Source organism: Limnobaculum parvum (assembly GCF_003096015.2).
Lineage (GTDB): Bacteria > Pseudomonadota > Gammaproteobacteria > Enterobacterales > Enterobacteriaceae > Limnobaculum > Limnobaculum parvum.
Genome location: NZ_CP029185.2, coordinates 1,612,018 through 1,630,865, shown reverse-complemented (window position 1 = coordinate 1,630,865; position 18,848 = coordinate 1,612,018). Strand labels below are relative to the sequence as shown.

Below are 18,848 nucleotides of genomic sequence, written 5' to 3'. Positions count from 1 at the left end.
ACTCAATGCTCTATTACTTCAGGTAGCTACCTGCACGTAATGCTTCGATACGCTTGTCTAACGGTGGATGGGACAAAAACAGCTCACTAAAGGTTTTTGACTTACCGTTGATGCAAAATGCCGTCATGGTAGAGCTTTCCTGCGGCTCATGACTGGTTTTCAAGCGCTGCAGTGCTGCAATCATCTTCTCTTTACCAACCAGATTAGCCGAGCCAGCATCCGCCTTAAACTCTCGATGACGAGAGAACCACATAGTAATGATGCTGGCTAAAATACCGAATACCAGTTCCAGTACCATAGAAACGGCAAAATAGATCATGGAGTTACCCGACGAACTTTCGTTACCGCGATTCATAAAGCCTGCTGCTACCTGAGCAATCAAACGTGAAGCAAAAATTACGAAGGTGTTTACCACACCTTGAATCAGGGTCATGGTAACCATATCACCGTTAGCAACATGGCTAATCTCATGAGCCAGAACCGCTTCAGCTTCATCACGACTCATGTTTTGTAATAAACCTGTACTAACGGCAACCAAAGATGCGTTTCGTCTGGCTCCCGTTGCAAATGCGTTAATGTCGGGTGCCTGATAAATGGCAACCTGTGGCATTGCAATACCCGCCTGTTGTGACTGATGTCTAACGGTTTCAACTAACCAACGTTCCGCTTCATTGGCAGGTTGTTCAATCACCTGACCACCAACAGAACGCAACGCCATCCATTTTGACATCAGCAACGAGACGAATGCACCTCCAAAACCAAACAAACCCGCCATGATCAGCAGGCCCTGAGCGCTTCGCCCCTGAATGCCTGTCAAACTTAGCACGATTCCAAAAACCACCATAACGGCGAGGTTTGTTAATAAAAATAACGCTATACGCATCATAAAATGATAGTTTCCTCAGAAAAATAAAAAATGTTCCTACCCGACAGATCTTATGGGCTAATATTCAAAATTCAAGCCTAAACAACACCCACAGAGCAATTAGATCATAACTTTACAATGGCAGATGATTAACCTCACATTTATCCCCTGCATACCAATTCTAACGAGGATAAAAAAGGCGCTCAAAGAGCGCCTTCCTTTCATTTGCTAATTAAAATGTTGCTATTTAATCTTTTTCTCTGTCTCCACAGGGGTTGCTGGAGTAGCATCATTCTTTTCTAAATCAGCCAAATCTACTGCGATCAATACCGTCTCATCCAGATAAGGATCGGCGTCCTTATAGTCTTTTGGTAAGTCTTCCAGCGATTTCAACTTGCTCTTGCCTTCACGTTCCAAGCGGTCGTTGATACGTTTTAAACGAATCGCATCATCTTCACTGCTCTCTTTTTCGCGTTTCGCGTAGTTCAGTGAAATTGTAGAACGCTTATCTTTATTGGCCTTATAGCGTGCAATATCCTGCATGATGAACTGGAACTCTGGATCTTTAGCAATCCGCTCATCATAGTTCTTCTTCAAGGTCGGAATATAGCGAGATTCGTCACCTAACAGGGTGTATGTTGCTTTATCTACACTGTCCCACGGTAGCGCATTATCTTCAAAACTTTCACCGGTTTCTACCGGATCAATCCCCGTAGGCATGATGATATCTGGCGTTACCCCTTTGCGCTGAGTACTACCACCGTTAATACGGTAGAACTTTTGAATGGTGTACTGTACTGAACCCAGCTCTGGCCAGTCAGGGCGCAGCATTTGATCATAAATACGGTTTAATGCGCGATGCTGTTGTACCGTACCTTTACCAAAGGTGGGTTCTCCAACGATCAGTGCCCGACCATAGTCTTGCATTGCTGCGGCGAAAATTTCCGATGCTGAGGCACTAAAGCGATCGACTAACACCACCAAGGGGCCTTTGTAGTAAACAATGTCATCGGTATCACTATCTTCGCGAATTTTTCCATTATTATCACGAACCTGCACCACAGGACCGCTTGGAATAAACAACCCAGAAAGAGACACCGCTTCGGTTAATGCCCCACCACCATTCGTACGTAGATCAATAATAATGCTGTCGACGTTTTGCTTGGTCAGTTTCTGTAATTGTGTTTTAACGTCTTCGGTCAAGCCAACGTAGAAACCGGGAATATCCAGTACGCCAACCTTCTTTTTACCCATGGTCTTCAGCGTCATCTTAACGGCGCGATCTTCCAAGCGAATACGTTCGCGCGTCAGGACAACCGTCTTCGATTTCGCCCCTTTAGCCGCAGGTAAAATCTCAAGGCGAACCTTACTACCTTTAGGTCCTTTAATTAATGCAACCACATCATCCAGACGCCAACCGATAACATCAACCATTGGCTTATCCTGCTGGCCTACGCCAACAATTTTATCACCAACTGCAATTGATTTGCTCTTAGCCGCAGGTCCACCGGCAACCAGAGAATTGATTTGCGTATAGTCATCTTCCATCTGTAATACGGCACCGATACCTTCTAAAGAAAGGCTCATTTCCGTATTAAACTGCTCGGTGTTTCGAGGAGAAAGATAGCTGGTATGCGGATCAATTTCACGGGCAAAGGCATTAATGAACGACTGGAAGACGTCTTCACTTTTCGCCTGACTTAAACGCTTAATGGCTGACTGATAGCGCTTGGTCAGAATATCTTTGATTTCTGGCCACTCTTTACCCGCCAACTTAAGGTTGAGTTCATCATATTTGACTTTTTCGAACCAAAGTTTATCCAGCTCTTCTTCGCTAGTTGGCCAAGGCGCTTTACTGCGATCGACTTCAATCGCGTCATCGCCGTCAAACGTCATCGGCTTATCCAACAACGTTAACGCATAGGTTAAACGCTCAAAACGACGTTTCTGTGCATAGTTGTAGAGGTCATAAGCCGTATCTAATTGACCGGACTTCAGTTCATCATCTAGTTTAGTCGTTTTATCAGCAAATTTAGATATATCAGAAACCAACAGAACATTATGGCTAAAATCCAATACGTTCAGATAACGATTAAAAATCTTCTCTGAAAATGCATCATCGAGATCGAACTGACGATAGTGTGAACGTGTAAAACGCGCGGTTACCCGTTCACTAACCGTCGCATGCTGCCCTTCTTGTTTTAAAACAGGCAGTTGATCGACACGGGTTATCGTCGTTTCCTTAGCATAACTTAATCCTGCTAGAAATAAGCTTGCAATGGCCGTTAACCGGATTAAGTTACTCATGCTCTGGCTGACCTCCAACTTAAAACTGTAAATGCTCTGCTCGAACCAGCATAGCTAAACCTGAAGCGAGTTGCACCCGAACGCCATCTTTAGCAATTTCGAGAACGGTTGCATCCATAGCGCTCTGCCCTGCACGTACTTTGACATTTTGCCCGGTTTTAAGCGCAGCAATATCAGCAACAGAAGCTGGACGGAATTTTTCAGTCACTTTAACCGCAGGTTCTGTGGTCGTAGCACGTGTCGGAGCCGGTTTTGCCTTCGCTTTTGGTTGAGACGATGGCTGAGCCGTTTTGCTATCCGATGTCGCTTTTCTAGCGGCAGGACGAGGACGGCGAGCCTGAGGAGCGTCTCCTGATTCCTTACGCTGTGCTGCACGCTGAGCCTGAACTCGGGCTTTCGCCTCTTCCAGTTGCTTACGTGCATGCTCCACGTGCTGTTCTTCCAGCAGGCCACAGTCCGCACCATCTAAATCAACACGTTGAGCATTTAATTTTAGACCGTGCAGATAACGCCAACTGGACGTATATAAGCGTAACGCAGTACGTAGTTGTGTTTTACTGAATAAGGTCTCTTCAGGCAGTCGGGTTACAACATCCTGAAAGATTCCAATTTTCAGCGGCCTTGCTTCACCCTCAAGGGTAAAACAAAGCGGGAATTTTTCTGCCAGAAAGGCAATCACTTCTTTACTGCTGTTCAACTTAGGTTGATTTTCCATGAAATTTCCTGATTACAACGAACTCACCCAAAAGCGCAGGCGTAGATTACGCGTCATTATAATCACGCTTTCAGTAAAAGCTACGTTATCCGCACTTCAAGTTTAAACTAATGATGATAACCGTCTGTAAATATTAGCTGATATGCTGAGAAAGCAGTGTAGCAACTTTTTCCAGACCTTGTTGATCATCACTATCAAAACGACCAAATACTGTACTATCTATATCTAAAACAGCGATAATGTGACTTCCCTGATAAACAGGTAACACTATCTCCGCATTGCTTGCGCTATCACAGGCAATGTGTCCTTCAAATTGATGAACATCATCAATACGTTGAATTCGATTTTCTTCAACCGCCGTACCGCACACACCCCGACCAACAGGAATTCGCGTACAGGCAATCTTTCCCTGAAACGGTCCAAGCACCAGTTCATCACCTTGCAACAGGTAGAAACCAGCCCAGTTAACCGCTTCCAGTCGCTCAAATAATAATGCACTCGCATTAGCAAATGTCGCTATCAGATTCGGCTCCCCTGTAATCAGGGCGGCCAAGTCTCGGTGCAACTCAGTATAAAACGCTTTTTTATTCATTTTATCAACATAAACGACAAAGCAAACTGACAGATATTTAACCGCAAAGGTGAGATATCATTCCAAAAATCAGTAGGTAAACTTAGCCACCGGCAAGTTTAACTTTGAATCCTTTATATTCTAGCAGCACTTTTAACTCATCGCGTTTATCACCTTGAATTTCAATCAGGCCGTCTTTCACTGCACCACCGCAACCGCATTTTTTCTTTAGCTCGGCAGCCAGTTTCTGCAATTCGGCATCGTCAATATCCAAACCGGTGATAATGCAAACACCTTTTCCTTTACGTCCGCTGGTTTGTCGTTGAATTCTGACAACACCATCGCCTTTTGGACGTTCAACTTTAACTTCTTCCTGGGTAATTCGCCCAGAGTCAGTAGAGTAGACTAAACGACTATTATTATCTGTCATGATCGTGCCATATAAATTATGCCAAGCTGGTCAGAATATTCTGTAGTGCCTGTGCAGGATTAGCTGACTGTGTAATAGGACGACCAATAACCATATAGTCGACGCCTGCATCTAAAGCCTGTGGCGGCGTCATTACACGACGCTGATCTCCAATATCGCTACCTACAGGACGAATTCCTGGGGTAACTAACTGGAATGCCGGACCAAACAATGATTTCAAATGGCGAGCTTCATGCGCTGAACACACGACGCCATCAAGGCCATTCTCTTTTGCTAATCGAGCCAGCCTTTCTGCATGCTCTTCCAGCGAAGAGGTAATTCCAATGCCCCGTAAATCGCTCTCATCCATACTGGTTAATACCGTCACGGCAATTAGCTTAGGCGCAGAATCACCATAAGGCAAAAGTGCTTTCTTTGCGGCTTCCAACATACGAGCGCCACCGCTGGCGTGCACATCGACCATCCAAACGCCCAACTCAGCCGCCGCGGCAACACTCTTCGCTACCGTATTGGGAATATCATGAAACTTCAAATCCAGAAAAATATCAAAACCACGCTGATGTAACTCACGTACCAATTCAGGACCACACAGAGAAAACATCTCTTTACCAATTTTCAGCCGGCAATCTTTAGGCTCTATTTTATCGGCCAGTTCAAGGGCTGAGCGTTGATTATCGTAATCCAGAGCAACAATTATGGGTGAAGTCGACATCGACATACTGTTTTCCTGTAATGCATTCTTACTAAAAAAGCCCGATCGCTATCAGGCTATCATCTGTTTATTGACCATCTAATCCACGAATAGGCTTCACCGTAGACCATGCCCGACAAGAGGGACAGTGCCAGTAAAGCGAATTAGCCACCAGCCCACACTTTTCACAGCGATAACGAGGGCGGATACGAATTTGTTCACCGACCATTTCGCGTAAAACGAGCAGGCTCTCTTTAGCTCGCCCTTCTTCTGCTTCCGCCAATTGGTAATCCATCAGGCGATAAAAACCTCGGGTGGTGGGATGAAGCTGTAACTGACGGTTAATGTAGGTTTGAGCGGCATCCCGCCCCTCAGTTTGCTCCAACATATCTGCTAGTTTTAATTCTGCTTCTGAGCCGGTATTTTCTGCCACACAACGCTTCAGGTACTCTATCCAACGCTCAGGCTGCTGTAATCGTTGATAGCACTCATACAGCATAGAAATGGTCTCACTGACAAAATCTTTATCCTGATCAATCACTCGTTCAAGCTCATTAATCGCTTTAGTATCGTCACCGCGAGCAATCCAAATACGGCCAGACATAATCGATACCCGGGCACAACTCTTATCGGCCGATGCGGCTCTTTTCAGCAACCCCATCGCTTTATCCAGATCATCAGAACCCATCGCTTGCAAAGCTAATTCACAATAAAAATGAGCAATCTGAAGACGAAACTCATCTTTTCCGGCTTTAACCAATTTTTCAGCCATCTCTATCGCCTGCTGCCAATCGCTGGTTGCCTGATAAATAATCAGCAACTGCTTCAATGCAGGAACACGAAAGTCTGCTTCATTGATTAACTGGATGAACATCTGTTCAGCACGATCGTAGAGACCTGCTGCCATATAGTCCCAGCCTAATTGCTGAGTAACCAACAAACGCTGTTCAAACGCAAGGGAAGCACTCTCAATCAAAGACTGGTGGATACGGATAGCTCGGTCAACTTCACCCCGAGAACGGAATAAGTTGCCTAGCGTCAGGTGGGCTTCAAAAGCGCCGCCGTCCTCTTTTAACATGTCGACAAAGAGATCAACGGCTTTATCTTGTTGGTTAGAAAGCAGGAAGTTAACCCCGTCCACATAACCACGGGACAGTTTATTCGCTTCCTGCTGCCGCTCCTGTTGTGCGCCTCTTCGGCCCATATACCAGCCGTATGCGGCAGCTACGGGCAACAACAGAAACAGCAGTTCTAGCATACAGCCTTATTCCTTTATGGATTGCGGCAACGCCACGGGGGCAGGCTCGCTGACCGGTGACGAGGAAGGTATTGCCGCTTGCTGTAAGCGTTTGATCTGACGTTCCGCACGGCCTAAACGCAAGCGCAAACGCAGATAAAACAGGCCGCTGACTAACCACCCCAGAATAAAACCACCGCCAAATAATACTGCTAGCAGAGTGGACAAAGTATAGTCACCCTTAGCAATCAGGAAGTTGAATGTGACAACTTGCTCATTATGTGCGCCTAATGTTACTGAGATAACCAAAATAACAATGACGATAAGTCCAATTATTAAATATTTCACAATGCTATCCAAAATAGAGATAAACGGATGAATTATACCAAGAATACTTGATTAATGTTCTATAACTTAGCATTTCTACTTACAGATAGAAAATCTCTCTTTTTATCCGTGGGCTGTTTATCGCTGATATCGTCTAATAATACTATCACACCATCTTACTGACTCTGGTGACTCGTGGCGAATAGTATCGTTTTGTATTCGCTATTCTTCGCACTTTTCGCGGGTAGTGACTGCCGTTGGTTTAGGAGAAAACACTCGAAACTCTGCAACCCAACAGGCCAGAAAAGCAAATAAGCCACTCAATAAAACCGAAACAATTAAATCTTCTGGCCAGTGCATTCCGAGCAACAACCGGCTCCCTGCGACTGTAATCGCCCAAGTCATCAATACAACCACACTGATATAGCGACGGCGAGGAAACAGCATTCCCAGCCCCAACAGCGCCCAGGTAGAGGTAAACAACGTATGGCCTGATGGAAATGAGTAGCCTGTTTCTCTTTCCCAGTGTTTAGATAACCAAGGTGGAACACGTTCTTCACCTTTAAGGTGTTGTTCCACAATGCGGGCACGCTCTTTGCGCGGTAACGCATAAAATGCGTGATCATCAACCTGAAACTCACCTTCCATCCAAAGAACAAATGGTCGAGGCTCTTCCATTGTTTCTTTAATGACTGATTTTATCCCCTGTCCACCAACGATAGCCACCATCAGTATGACTATCAGCAAAGCACTTGGCTTAAATACAAGTCGCAAACGCCAGACAAACCATAGCGCCAGCACCACACTGGTAATTGCTCCCCAAGGAGAACTGGCTGTCTCTGTCATCCAGAATAATGGTTTAAGCGTAGGATTATCTTCATTAGGTGTCCATGTCCAATCAATAAGCCAGACAAATACTGGCATCACCAACAGAACTAAAACCCCAATAAATATTCGCTTTGCAAGCCCACTTAGCATGTTCCGTCTCAGTTCTGATATCACAACAGTGGTCTATAATCCCACAAAAATGGCTAAAAGCGCAAAAATACCATCCCGACTCGGCTGATTTTTTCTTAACTATTCAGCAACAAAATTCGTTTGATTAGATTATACTGATACGCTTTATCAGACTAATAAAGTCATACGCATTAGAATTTCTGTTTATTTTTACCGTATCTTCGCAAAATAACAGGGTTCATAACGTAGCAATAGGTTATTGGAGAGTATCATGCAGCTAAAAAGAGTGGCAGAGGCCAAATTACCGACACCATGGGGCGATTTTCTGATGGTCGGTTTTGAAGAGCTGGCCACAGGGCATGACCATGTAGCATTGGTATTTGGTGACGTCAGCGATCCAAAACCTGTATTAGCCCGAATCCATTCAGAATGTCTGACTGGCGATGCGCTATTCAGTTTACGCTGTGATTGTGGTTTTCAGCTTGAAGCTGCATTGCAGCATATTGCTGAAGAAGGCCGCGGTATTCTGCTCTATCACCGTCAAGAAGGTCGTAATATTGGCCTGTTGAATAAAATCCGCGCCTACGCCCTTCAAGATAAAGGGGCCGATACGGTTGAAGCAAACCATCAATTAGGTTTTGCTGCCGATGAGCGTGACTTTACCCTGTGTGCAGATATGTTCAAATTGCTGAATGTTGACTCTGTACGCCTGCTAACCAATAACCCGAAGAAAGTTGAGATTCTATCCGACGCCGGTATCAATATCGTTGAGCGAGTGCCACTGCAGGTTGGACGTAATCCTAAAAATGAAAAGTATTTGGATACTAAAGCCACCAAGATGGGGCATCTGCTGACAAAATAGTTTGCACTGCAACAAAAGATAAAGCCCGCCGTTTTGGCGGGCTTTATCTTTCTATTCTTAAATATTCTATCGCTGGATATTATCTCACCGGTAACTCAACATTTTTAAACAGCTCATCAAGCTCCTCCGGCGTTTTTGCTGCCACTGCTTTATCCACGATGTCACGCGTTAAATGCGGAGCAAAACCCTCAATAAAGCTGTACATATAGCTACGCAAGAACGTGGTACGGCGGAAACCTATTTTTGTGGTGCTGTGAGAAAAGATATGGCTGGCATCCAACGCGACTAAATCAGGGTCTTCAATGGGGTCTACCGCCATGTTTGCCAATACACCAACGCCTAAACCTAAACGAACGTAAGTTTTAATCACATCCGCATCAGTGGCGGTGAAGACAATTTTCGGCGTTAGCCCTGCCCGGCTAAAAGCAATATCTAATTCAGAACGCCCCGTAAAGCCGAAGGTATAGGTCACCAGTTGATATTCAGCCAACTCTTTAATACTGACTTGCTTCTTATTAGCTAATGGATGATCGGACTTCACAACGATCGCTCGATTCCAGTGATAACAGGGCAACATAACCAAATCTTCGTACAAATGCAGCGCTTCTGTCGCAATAGCAAAATCGGCATTACCTTTGGATACCGCTTCAGCTATCTGGGTTGGCGATCCCTGATGCATATGCAACGAAACTTTAGGGTAGCGCTCAATAAAGGTTTTAATCGTTTTTGGCAACGCATAACGTGCCTGAGTATGGGTCGTAGCCACATACAGAGAACCTTGATCGGGATAAGTATGCTCACCCGCAACCGACTTAATAGCGTCGATTTTGGATAACACTTCACGGGCAATACGTACCACTTCCTGCCCTGCGGGAGTCACTTCGGTTAAATGTTTACCGCTGCGGGTAAAAATTTGGATGCCCAGTTCATCTTCCAGCATTCGAACTTGCTTGCTGATGCCGGGCTGCGAGGTATAGAGGCGCTCGGCTGTAGAAGAAACGTTAAGATTATGATTAACCACTTCAACAATATAGCGAAGCTGTTGTAATTTCATGCTTTACACCACCACTTAACAAGTATCTCAATACTGAAAATATAAAGTTATATTCCATTGTCCAGTTCAGTGAAAACATCCCTCTCATCACACCACTGAAGGTTTACTCAGGTGTTAGAAACGCGACCAAAAAAATCCGACTTATTTTGTGCACCGTTTGCAAAAAATAAAAACGCCCTGCAGTTAAATGACACACAGGGCGTTATATATCAAGTAATATTCTACTTAATCAGCAACTTTCATTACTTTTTGGCGGCTTCAGCCCACTTACCATCCGCATAGAACACCGACCAGCCGGTCGCTTTGCCATTTTTTTCAGATGCCACATATTGCTGCTTTGTTTTCCGACTAAAACGAACAATCGCTTTATTCCCTTCGGGATCGGCAACAGGAGCATCAGCCAGATAGCTCAGCTTCTCGGGTAAACGATCTTTAAAACGACGCAGCTCTTCTACCGTTGGAGCCCGCGTTTCGCGAGATTTAGGGAAGGTGTTAGCAGCTAGGAATACCCCTGCAGCCCCGTCACGCAACACAAAATAGGCATCCGATTTTTCACAAGATAATTCTGGTAATGGAACCGGATCTTCTTTTGGTGGTGCAATATCACCGTTGCGTAAAATCTTACGGGTATTTTTACAATCCGCATTGGTGCAGCCCATGTACTTACCAAAACGCCCTACTTTCAGGTGCATTTCAGAACCACATTTCTCACATTCAATCACCGGACCGTCATAACCTTTAATGCGGAACTCACCCTCTTCAATATCATAACCATCACATTCTGGGTTATTACCACAAACGTGAAGTTTACGCTGATTGTCGATCAGGTAACTGTCCATTGCCGTGCCGCATTTTTTACAACGGTGACGGGCACGCAATGCGTTAGTTTCTGCATCATCCTCTTCAAGTACATTCAGTACCTCAGATTCAGGGATCAGGTTGATAGTCTGCTTACAGCGCTCTTTAGGCGGTAAAGCATAACCAGAACAACCTAAAAATACGCCGGTGCTAGCAGTACGAATACCCATATTACGACTACAGGTCGGACAATCGATAGAGGTCAGCACCACCTGATTAGGGCGCATACCGCCTTCTTCGGGTTCCTGCTCGGCCTTTTCCAACTGGTTATTAAACTCGCTGAAGAAATTATTCAGTACCGTTTTCCAAGAGGCTTTATTGGTTGCTACGCTATCCAGATCGTTTTCCATACGGGCGGTAAAATCGTAATCCATTAAGTCTCGGAAGTTCTCTTCCAAACGGTCAGTAACGATTTCACCCATTTTTTCCGCATAGAAACGGCGGTTTTCCGTATGAACATAGCCGCGATCTTGAATAGTCGAAATAATCGAAGCATACGTAGATGGACGGCCAATACCGCGTTTTTCTAGCTCTTTAACCAACGAGGCTTCATTGAAACGCGCAGGTGGTTTAGTGAAGTGTTGTGCTGGCAGTAACTGTTCCAGCTTCAATGTCGTGCCTACGGCGATGACCGGTAAGGTTTTATCCTCATCGTTCTTACGTAATGCAGGAAGTACTCTTGTCCAGCCATCAAAACGCAGAGTACGCCCTTTAGCTTTCAGCAGGAAGTCTCCCGCTTTAACCGTCAGCGTAGTGGAATCATATTTAGCTGGTGTCATCTGACAAGAAACAAATTGACGCCAGATCAACTGATACAGACGCTGAGCGTCCGCTTCCATATCTTTTAGCTGTTCAGCCTGAATATTCACATCAGAAGGACGAATCGCTTCGTGTGCTTCTTGTGAGTTCTCTTTGCTGCTGTACTGATTTGGCTGCTCAGGCAAATACTTGTCACCGAAACTATCGGTGATATAACCGCGCACCATCGCTAACGCATCCTGACTCAGGTTGGTAGAGTCGGTACGCATATAAGTGATATGACCCGCTTCATACAGACGCTGAGCCATCATCATGGTTTTCTTCACGCCAAAACCCAGACGTGTACTGGCAGCCTGCTGTAATGTGGAGGTAATAAAGGGAGCGCTTGGTTTACTGCTGGTTGGTTTGTCTTCACGTTCCAACACTTCGTAATGCGCTTTTTCCAGTAGCGCTACCGCAGCGTAAGTTTCATTATGGGTAACCGGTTTAAACGCTTTATCATGAAAGTGAGTAACCTCCATTTGCAGAGGAACATCTTTACCATGACTTAAATCCGCATGCAGTTCCCAATACTCTTCGGGGACAAAGGCTTTGATTTCACGTTCACGTTCCACGACCAAACGCACGGCAACAGACTGCACTCGTCCAGCAGATAAACCGCGGGCAATCTTTTTCCATAATAATGGAGAAACCATATACCCGACGACGCGATCCATAAAGCGACGCGCCTGTTGAGCATTAACTCTATCAATATTCAGTTCGCCCGGCTCTTCAAACGCCTGACGAATCGCATTTTTAGTAATTTCGTTAAACACCACTCGCCGATAGCGACTATCGTCACCACCAATCACTTCCCGCAGGTGCCACGCTATGGCTTCCCCTTCGCGGTCAAGGTCGGTTGCGAGATAGATAGTATCGGCTTTTTCGGCTAACGCCTTTAGTTCTGCAACGACTTTTTCTTTACCTGGCAAAATTTCATAATGAGCCGCCCAGTCATGATAAGGATCGATTCCCATTCGGTGAACCAACGCCTGTTTAGCATCCTTTTTTACTTTGGTGCCTTTTGTTACAGCGCTGCTTTTTGTTACCGAACCACTCGTTGGCAAATCCCGGATATGACCAACGCTGGACTTAACCACGTAGTCATTTCCTAAATATTTATTAATCGTTTTGGCCTTAGCCGGGGACTCCACAATGACGAGCGCTTTACCCATAATATTGTTTACCTAAATTAGACCTTCTTAATGAAACTCAACATTTCAATTTCAGCAAAATGATGAGAAAGCATGACTTCTATATTGTAGCGAAAATACAGAATCTCAACCTGTAACGCCAATTTTTGGGTGATATTGATATTACTTACAATTAGTTAACACCACCAAACATCATGCTGACTCTGCTGTTGAAAGCCCATAACTGTACCTGATAAAAAGCGCTACGCAACAAAATTAGTTTATTGATGCCGTTTTATCGGTAATAGCTCATCCTGTCGAACTGAAAAAAATGGGCAATCGCAACCCATTTAACACATTGCTCTCGCGAGCGCAGATGTCTAAAATAACCCATCCGTAAAAATTGAATGGAGGTATTCATGCTTAACCAAACATCACCTATGTCCCGTCAGGCATTACTGACTGAAGCGAATAAAATTATTCGTAACCATGAGGATTTTCTTCACGGAATGGAAGCCACCGATGTAGAACAAAAAGGCGATGTCCTGGTTTTTCGAGGAGAGTTTTTCCTAGATGAAGATGGACTACCTACCCCAAAAACTACCGCTGTATTTAATATGTTTAAGCACTTGGCCCATGTGTTATCCAGCCAATATCATCTGCAAGATTAATCTGGTACTGTTATCGACTGGGCGTAAGCCAACGATAAACAGGCTAACGCCTGTTTGAACAGCACTTGCGCTGGCCCGTAGGAAATCTATCCCCAATACACGCCTACGCTAAATACAGATGGTCTTCCGGCCTAGCACAAAGGCAATATAAGCTCTTTGTTTTCATGGCCGGAATGTCTTCAAAAGCCAATTATTATTTTCTTGAAAAACTCAAGACTACACTAACGGCTTCTGTCCCCTCTGCCACCACCGCAACAACAGGCGGTCAGCCCCTTCGGCAACACTGCCGGTCAGGCGATCTATTAGCTTTTTACGCTGTGCATAGGTAACACCAATCACATCACGATCTTTCATTTGAGCGATCACCAAATCATCACTGGTGCCAATATCGTCGATCAAACCCTTCTCTTTTGCCTGAATACCAAACCAGTGTTCTCCGGTAGCAACCTGATCGATATCCAGCGATGGTCGCTGCTCACGTACAAAATCTTTAAACAGTTGATGGGTTTCATTCAACTCTTCACGAAATTTCTCACGTCCCTGATCGGTGTTTTCACCAAACAGTGTCAGAGTGCGTTTAAATTCTCCGGCAGTATGTAGTTCCACATCAATATCATTCTTTTTCAGTAAACGATGGAAGTTTGGTAGCTGTGCCACTACACCGATAGAACCAATCACTGCAAAAGGCGCAGCGACAATATGGTCAGCAACGCAGGCCATCATATAACCACCGCTGGCTGCCACTTTATCTACCGCCGCTGTCAGGCGAATGCCCGCCTTACGCAAACGGTCCAACTGTGATGCCGCTAGACCATAGCCGTGCACCATTCCACCCGGGCTTTCCAGTTTCAATAAAACCTCATCACCCGATTTAGCCACGGCGAGAATAGCGGATACCTCTTCTCTCAAAGATTCAACTTCATGAGCATCAATACTGCCCTTAAACGACAACACATAAAGGCATGGTTTTAGGATTTCCTTTTCACCATTTTTGACTGCCAGTTTCGCTTTTTTCGCCTCAGCTTTATCCTTTTTCTTTTGTTCCTTATGCCACAACTTCTGCTCTGCCGGTTGCAAACGGGCAAACTGCATATCTTCCTGCATATTGCGGTACTGCTCACCTAAATCTACCAGCGTTAACTCCCCACGACGCCCAGACTTACGCTGAGTTACGCTCACGACAAGTAACACAGCCGCAGCAACTACCACCACAAAAGTCACAATTTTTGCCAAAAAAAGACCGTACTGAGAAATCCACTCCACAGACATATTCCTATATAGTTGAATCAAACTAGCAATGAACTAACATGATGAACAATAACCCATTAAGTATAGCTATTTACTTTTGCTACTCATGCAAAAGTTTTCTAAAACGCTACAATTCTATATTCGCTATACCTTGTCACTTAGTTCGTGATGCCGACAAATATACCGTAAGGAGAGACTATGCACTACCAGCCACCGTCCAATTTACTCAATAACAAAATTATCATGATAACCGGAGCCAGTGACGGTATTGGTAAAGAAGCGGCTCTAACCTATGCTCGCTATGGCGCTCAGTTACTATTACTTGGCCGTAGCGAAACTAAACTCAAACAAGTACAGCAAGAAATCGCCGCTCAGGGTAGCCATCCTGTGCTGATTTTTCCTTTTGATTTACTGACGGCAAAAACCAGCGATTATCAGGCACTGGCAAAAGAGATAGCTAACAGAATTGAGCGTCTGGATGGATTGCTACACAGCGCAGGTTTGCTGGGTGAAATTGCCCCAATAAGTACTCAGGATCCAGAACTTTGGCAACAGGTCATGCAAGTCAACGTCAATGCCGGGTTTATGCTCACTCAGGCCCTGTTGCCGCTGTTACTCAAATCACCTAAAGCATCACTGGTCTTCAGCAGTTCTGGCGTAGGCCGTAAAGGCCGTCGCGGGTGGGGGGCTTATTCAGTATCGAAATTTGCTACCGAAGGCCTGATGCAGGTTCTGGCGGACGAATATCAGGGGACTTCATTGAGGGTTAACTGCATTAACCCGGGAGGAACCCGTACCAGTATGAGAGCTTCGGCGTTCCCACAAGAAGATCCCGGTCTGTTGAAGACACCTGCTGATATCATGCCAACCTATTTGTACGTTATGGGAGACGACAGCAGCAATGAGTCTGGCGTTAGCTTTGATGCCCAGCCGAATCGGGTTCCCGGCGCTGCGAAATAACAAGCTTTAGATGCAAAAAAAAGCCGCCTGTAAAGCGGATTCAGACCGATGACAACCTCTGCTAATTCAATTTAATCCCTTAAGATAGCTAATCGACGGGAGGGTCAGGGTTGGGGTCGTAGCAGCTTTAGCTGCCGGATCGCCCCTAACCCGGCCAAGCCCGTTGCGCTCCATAGCTAAGTACAGACGATCTTCCGGCCGAGCTCGAAGGTGAACGGCCGGAAGATTCACAGATGCTGATTTATTAGATTTGTCAGCACTCTCAAGCCGCCTGCAAGGCGGCTTCCTAACCACATCAATAAGATATTTATTTAATCATCAGTTTTTGCAGACAGCCTATCAACAGATTTGCCGCGGTTTCCATCTGTTGCTCGTCAAAGTCAAACTCTGCCTGATGGTGGCCTGCTTTTCGATCTGCACCTACAATAAAATACAGTGACTTACCACCATGCCGCTGAACACGTTTGGCCAGTACAGTTGCATCCTCACTGCCGCCAAATATGCGCTCTGGTACCACAGTCAGCTCAGGATTTTGTTTCACAACGTCAGTTAATAAATCAACCAGCTCTTTATCGTTTTGCAGATCAACCGCTTCGCCCATGACTTCGCTTTCTAAACGTAAGTCAAAGCTATGAGCTGCACCAGCAGCCATGCGCTCTACCTGCTCAGCCATGAAAGTATTAATCGATTCATCTTCGCCGCGAACTTCAACCTGAAGCTCACCATAAGCGGGTACTACGTTACGGCCTTCACCTGCCCGGATAACGCCCACGTTGATTCGGGACATCCCTTTACCATGACGGGAAATCCCTAACATTTGAGTTGCTGCGTGGCAGGCACCGGCCAGTGCGTTGCGACCTAAATGAGGTTCAGCACCGGCATGAGCAGGTGCTCCGTAGAAACGAAAGTCATACTTGGTAGTGCAAAGGAAACTATTTGGATTAACCACGATCTCACCGGTTTTGGCGATAAAACCGAGGTGCATACCAAGGAAGTAATCGGCATCATCAACAATGCCGCTTTCTGCCATTGGCCTTGCGCCACGAACGCCCTCTTCAGCCGGTTGGAACAGCAGCTTCACTTTACCGCTCAGTGAACTGCCGTTTGCAACTAACCATTTAGCAATCCCTAAACCGATGGACATATGACCATCATGACCACATGCGTGCATCAGACCGGCGCTTTTCGATGAAAAGCCCTCTTTATTAGGAACATGCTCACCCGCAGCACACTCCTGCACGTTAACGCAGTCAATATCAAAACGCAGAGCAACTGTCGGACCCGGTTTACCACTGTAAAATGTTGCCATACAGCCGGTTAATTCATCCATCTCAGCTAACAGCGCTTCATCAACACCTCGTTCTCTGGCTAATTCCAGCCCCCGCGTTACAACCTCAGCTCTACGGCCCCGAACAAATTCACGGTTAATGACTTTTGGGCCAGTGATAACCTCAAGCCCCATCTTGCGTAATTCAGTCATTAAACGCGCCGTAGTCGTAAATTCGGACCAACCGATTTCAGGAAAGCGATGAAATTCACGACGCCATGTTACTAATTGGTTTAAATCAATAGTCGACATTACTCTTCCTTCCTTATTATCTGGTAGTTACTGCGATAGTTACTGCATAACGTTTACAGCATAAACAGGGCCACAAAACATACAGCGATAAGCATACCAGGCGCAGTACGTTTGATTATCTCAACGGGGTTGGTTGCTGCTAAACCAGCACAAACGATTGTTACACCGGCGATTGGCGACATAGTACGGCCTAATGCACCAGCAATAGCGGCTGCCATACCTAGATCAGGAATGGTATATCCCAGATCGGCTGCATGGCGGGTAACCGTTTCGTTGAAGGCTAATGCCGCAGCATCACCAGAACCCGTAATGATCCCCATCAGGAATGGACCAATCGTACCGCCCCAACGAGCCAGTTCAGGATTATGAGTCAGGAAGAAGATAAAGCTGTCGATTAAGCCAGAGACCTTTAAACCCGCCGCAAAGACGGCAGCCGCAATGATGATACCCATCACATCACCATAGGCATTACCCATACCGCTAAAGAACTGTTTGGTCATCGTGGTTGGGTTACAGCAGGTAATGAGCAGCGCATAGATAACACCGATAACCATTGCTGCCGGTACAGTCATTTTCACTGCGCCAAACCAATCGGTTAAGCCTGCAACCAACAGTAGCACTAATGGAATAAAAGGTGCAGTAGCATACGAATAGTTCGTTTTTGGCTTTTCTTTGGCTTCTACATCTTGTATTGCAACAGTATCGGCCAATTCAACACGAAACTCTTTACGCACCAGCGCCACAACAGACAGAGAAATCGCACCGATAACCCCAACAGCAATACTGATTGGCGCGTGATGTTTAATCAGGTCGATAACTTCCATATGCTTGAAGCCTTCAGTACCAACCATAACTTCATTATACAGGTTAGATACAAAGGCATTATGTGACATACCTGGGCTTAAGAAAGAACCGATGGTACCACTCAGAACCGCAGCACCTGCAATGGCAGGGTGAATACGAGCACCAATCAATAGAGGGATTAACGTTGCTCCTACCGCTGCCGCACACCCGGCGGCTGAAGGAATAGCAATGTTAATAAAGTAGGTCACAACCACCGTCATCGGGATCAGGAAGAAACCCATACGGTTCATCATACCGGTCAAAGTACGCACCAAATGCATATCACATTCGGTATACTTCATGACGTAAGCAAAACCCATACTGGCACAAATTGACTGAATCAGGCTAGCTGAAGTCATACGCTCACTGAATGCATCAAGCCCCCCCATAGGTGACAATGCCAAAAGACACATCACCAAACCAGAACCAATTAGCACCATCCGCGTTTCATACTGTTTTATCAGTAAATAAATAGTGATTGCGACAACCACCAGAGACGTTATTTGTAGCATATTATACTCACCATCGGCTTTATTAAAATTGCAATCATTTGATTGCTTCCACACTTAATTACAAATATATCAGAACGATAATTACCTAAGAATTAGTACAAATAAACTATAATCTCAAATTTCTATTTCCGCACTACTGCACTATAGCAACTGACCCACTGATATCGTTGATGGATGTCAAAAAAAAGAAATTCGGTAACGAGAAAGAGCCTGTGTATCAAAGATGTAAA

General features: G+C 45.4%; 17 protein-coding genes. 3 read left to right on the top strand and 14 right to left on the bottom strand.

The genetic code is table 11. The annotated features are described in order from the left end of the window. Positions 1-13: 13 nt before the first annotated feature. The 9 genes from htpX to pgpB form a co-directional block, all read right to left on the bottom strand. Positions 14-886 carry a protease HtpX gene (gene htpX, locus HYN51_RS06635; RefSeq protein ID WP_108899301.1) on the bottom strand — a complete coding sequence of 291 codons (873 nt, stop codon included), beginning with the start codon at positions 884-886 and terminating at the stop codon, positions 14-16. A gap of 222 nt (positions 887-1,108) precedes the next feature. Beyond that, positions 1,109-3,172: a carboxy terminal-processing peptidase gene (gene prc / locus HYN51_RS06630; RefSeq protein WP_108899300.1), complete on the bottom strand. Its 2,064-nt coding sequence runs from the start codon at positions 3,170-3,172 to the stop codon at positions 1,109-1,111. Positions 3,173-3,191: 19 nt separating this feature from the next. Beyond that, positions 3,192-3,887: an RNA chaperone ProQ gene (gene proQ, locus HYN51_RS06625; RefSeq protein WP_108899299.1), complete on the bottom strand. Its 696-nt coding sequence runs from the start codon at positions 3,885-3,887 to the stop codon at positions 3,192-3,194. Between the two features lie 133 nt (positions 3,888-4,020). Beyond that, on the bottom strand, positions 4,021-4,479 hold the full coding sequence (locus HYN51_RS06620; protein ID WP_108899298.1) for a GAF domain-containing protein: 459 nt from the start codon (positions 4,477-4,479) through the stop codon (positions 4,021-4,023). A gap of 82 nt (positions 4,480-4,561) precedes the next feature. Beyond that, positions 4,562-4,888 carry a stress response translation initiation inhibitor YciH gene (yciH, locus tag HYN51_RS06615; RefSeq protein ID WP_108899297.1) on the bottom strand — a complete coding sequence of 109 codons (327 nt, stop codon included), beginning with the start codon at positions 4,886-4,888 and terminating at the stop codon, positions 4,562-4,564. 16 nt (positions 4,889-4,904) lie between these two features. Further along, on the bottom strand, positions 4,905-5,606 hold the full coding sequence (pyrF, locus tag HYN51_RS06610; protein ID WP_108899296.1) for an orotidine-5'-phosphate decarboxylase: 702 nt from the start codon (positions 5,604-5,606) through the stop codon (positions 4,905-4,907). 61 nt (positions 5,607-5,667) lie between these two features. After that, positions 5,668-6,837 (bottom strand): lipopolysaccharide assembly protein LapB, encoded by a 1,170-nt coding sequence (lapB, locus tag HYN51_RS06605; protein WP_108899295.1) that lies wholly within the window; start codon positions 6,835-6,837, stop codon positions 5,668-5,670. 6 nt (positions 6,838-6,843) lie between these two features. After that, positions 6,844-7,164: a LapA family protein gene (locus HYN51_RS06600; protein WP_108899294.1), complete on the bottom strand. Its 321-nt coding sequence runs from the start codon at positions 7,162-7,164 to the stop codon at positions 6,844-6,846. A gap of 201 nt (positions 7,165-7,365) precedes the next feature. Then, positions 7,366-8,121: a phosphatidylglycerophosphatase B gene (pgpB, locus tag HYN51_RS06595; RefSeq protein WP_108899293.1), complete on the bottom strand. Its 756-nt coding sequence runs from the start codon at positions 8,119-8,121 to the stop codon at positions 7,366-7,368. 250 nt (positions 8,122-8,371) lie between these two features. Between pgpB and ribA the strand changes: the two genes are divergently transcribed. Further along, entirely contained in the window at positions 8,372-8,962 is a 591-nt protein-coding gene (ribA, locus tag HYN51_RS06590; protein WP_108899292.1) for a GTP cyclohydrolase II, read from the top strand. 79 nt (positions 8,963-9,041) lie between these two features. On the opposite strand, the gene cysB is transcribed toward ribA, so the two are convergent. Beyond that, a complete protein-coding gene (cysB, locus tag HYN51_RS06585) occupies positions 9,042-10,016 on the bottom strand; it encodes an HTH-type transcriptional regulator CysB (protein ID WP_108899291.1) in 975 nt (324 codons plus the stop codon). Between the two features lie 242 nt (positions 10,017-10,258). Beyond that, a complete protein-coding gene (gene topA, locus HYN51_RS06580; RefSeq protein ID WP_108899290.1) occupies positions 10,259-12,847 on the bottom strand; it encodes a type I DNA topoisomerase in 2,589 nt (862 codons plus the stop codon). Positions 12,848-13,224: 377 nt separating this feature from the next. Here topA and HYN51_RS06575 point away from each other — a divergent pair, with 377 nt between their 5' ends. Continuing rightward, a complete protein-coding gene (locus tag HYN51_RS06575; protein WP_108899289.1) occupies positions 13,225-13,476 on the top strand; it encodes a YciN family protein in 252 nt (83 codons plus the stop codon). Positions 13,477-13,692: 216 nt separating this feature from the next. Here the strand turns inward: HYN51_RS06575 and sohB are convergent, their stop codons facing one another. Then, positions 13,693-14,739 carry a protease SohB gene (gene sohB, locus HYN51_RS06570; RefSeq protein WP_108899288.1) on the bottom strand — a complete coding sequence of 349 codons (1,047 nt, stop codon included), beginning with the start codon at positions 14,737-14,739 and terminating at the stop codon, positions 13,693-13,695. 183 nt (positions 14,740-14,922) lie between these two features. Between sohB and HYN51_RS06565 the strand changes: the two genes are divergently transcribed. After that, positions 14,923-15,684 (top strand): YciK family oxidoreductase, encoded by a 762-nt coding sequence (locus HYN51_RS06565; RefSeq protein ID WP_108899287.1) that lies wholly within the window; start codon positions 14,923-14,925, stop codon positions 15,682-15,684. Between the two features lie 307 nt (positions 15,685-15,991). Here the strand turns inward: HYN51_RS06565 and HYN51_RS06560 are convergent, their stop codons facing one another. Together HYN51_RS06560 and dcuC are read right to left on the bottom strand one after the other, a co-directional pair. Then, positions 15,992-17,263 (bottom strand): amidohydrolase, encoded by a 1,272-nt coding sequence (locus HYN51_RS06560; protein ID WP_108899286.1) that lies wholly within the window; start codon positions 17,261-17,263, stop codon positions 15,992-15,994. 53 nt (positions 17,264-17,316) lie between these two features. After that, positions 17,317-18,618, bottom strand: coding sequence for a C4-dicarboxylate transporter DcuC (dcuC, locus tag HYN51_RS06555; RefSeq protein ID WP_108899285.1), 1,302 nt, complete (start codon positions 18,616-18,618; stop codon positions 17,317-17,319). Positions 18,619-18,848 lie beyond the last annotated feature (230 nt).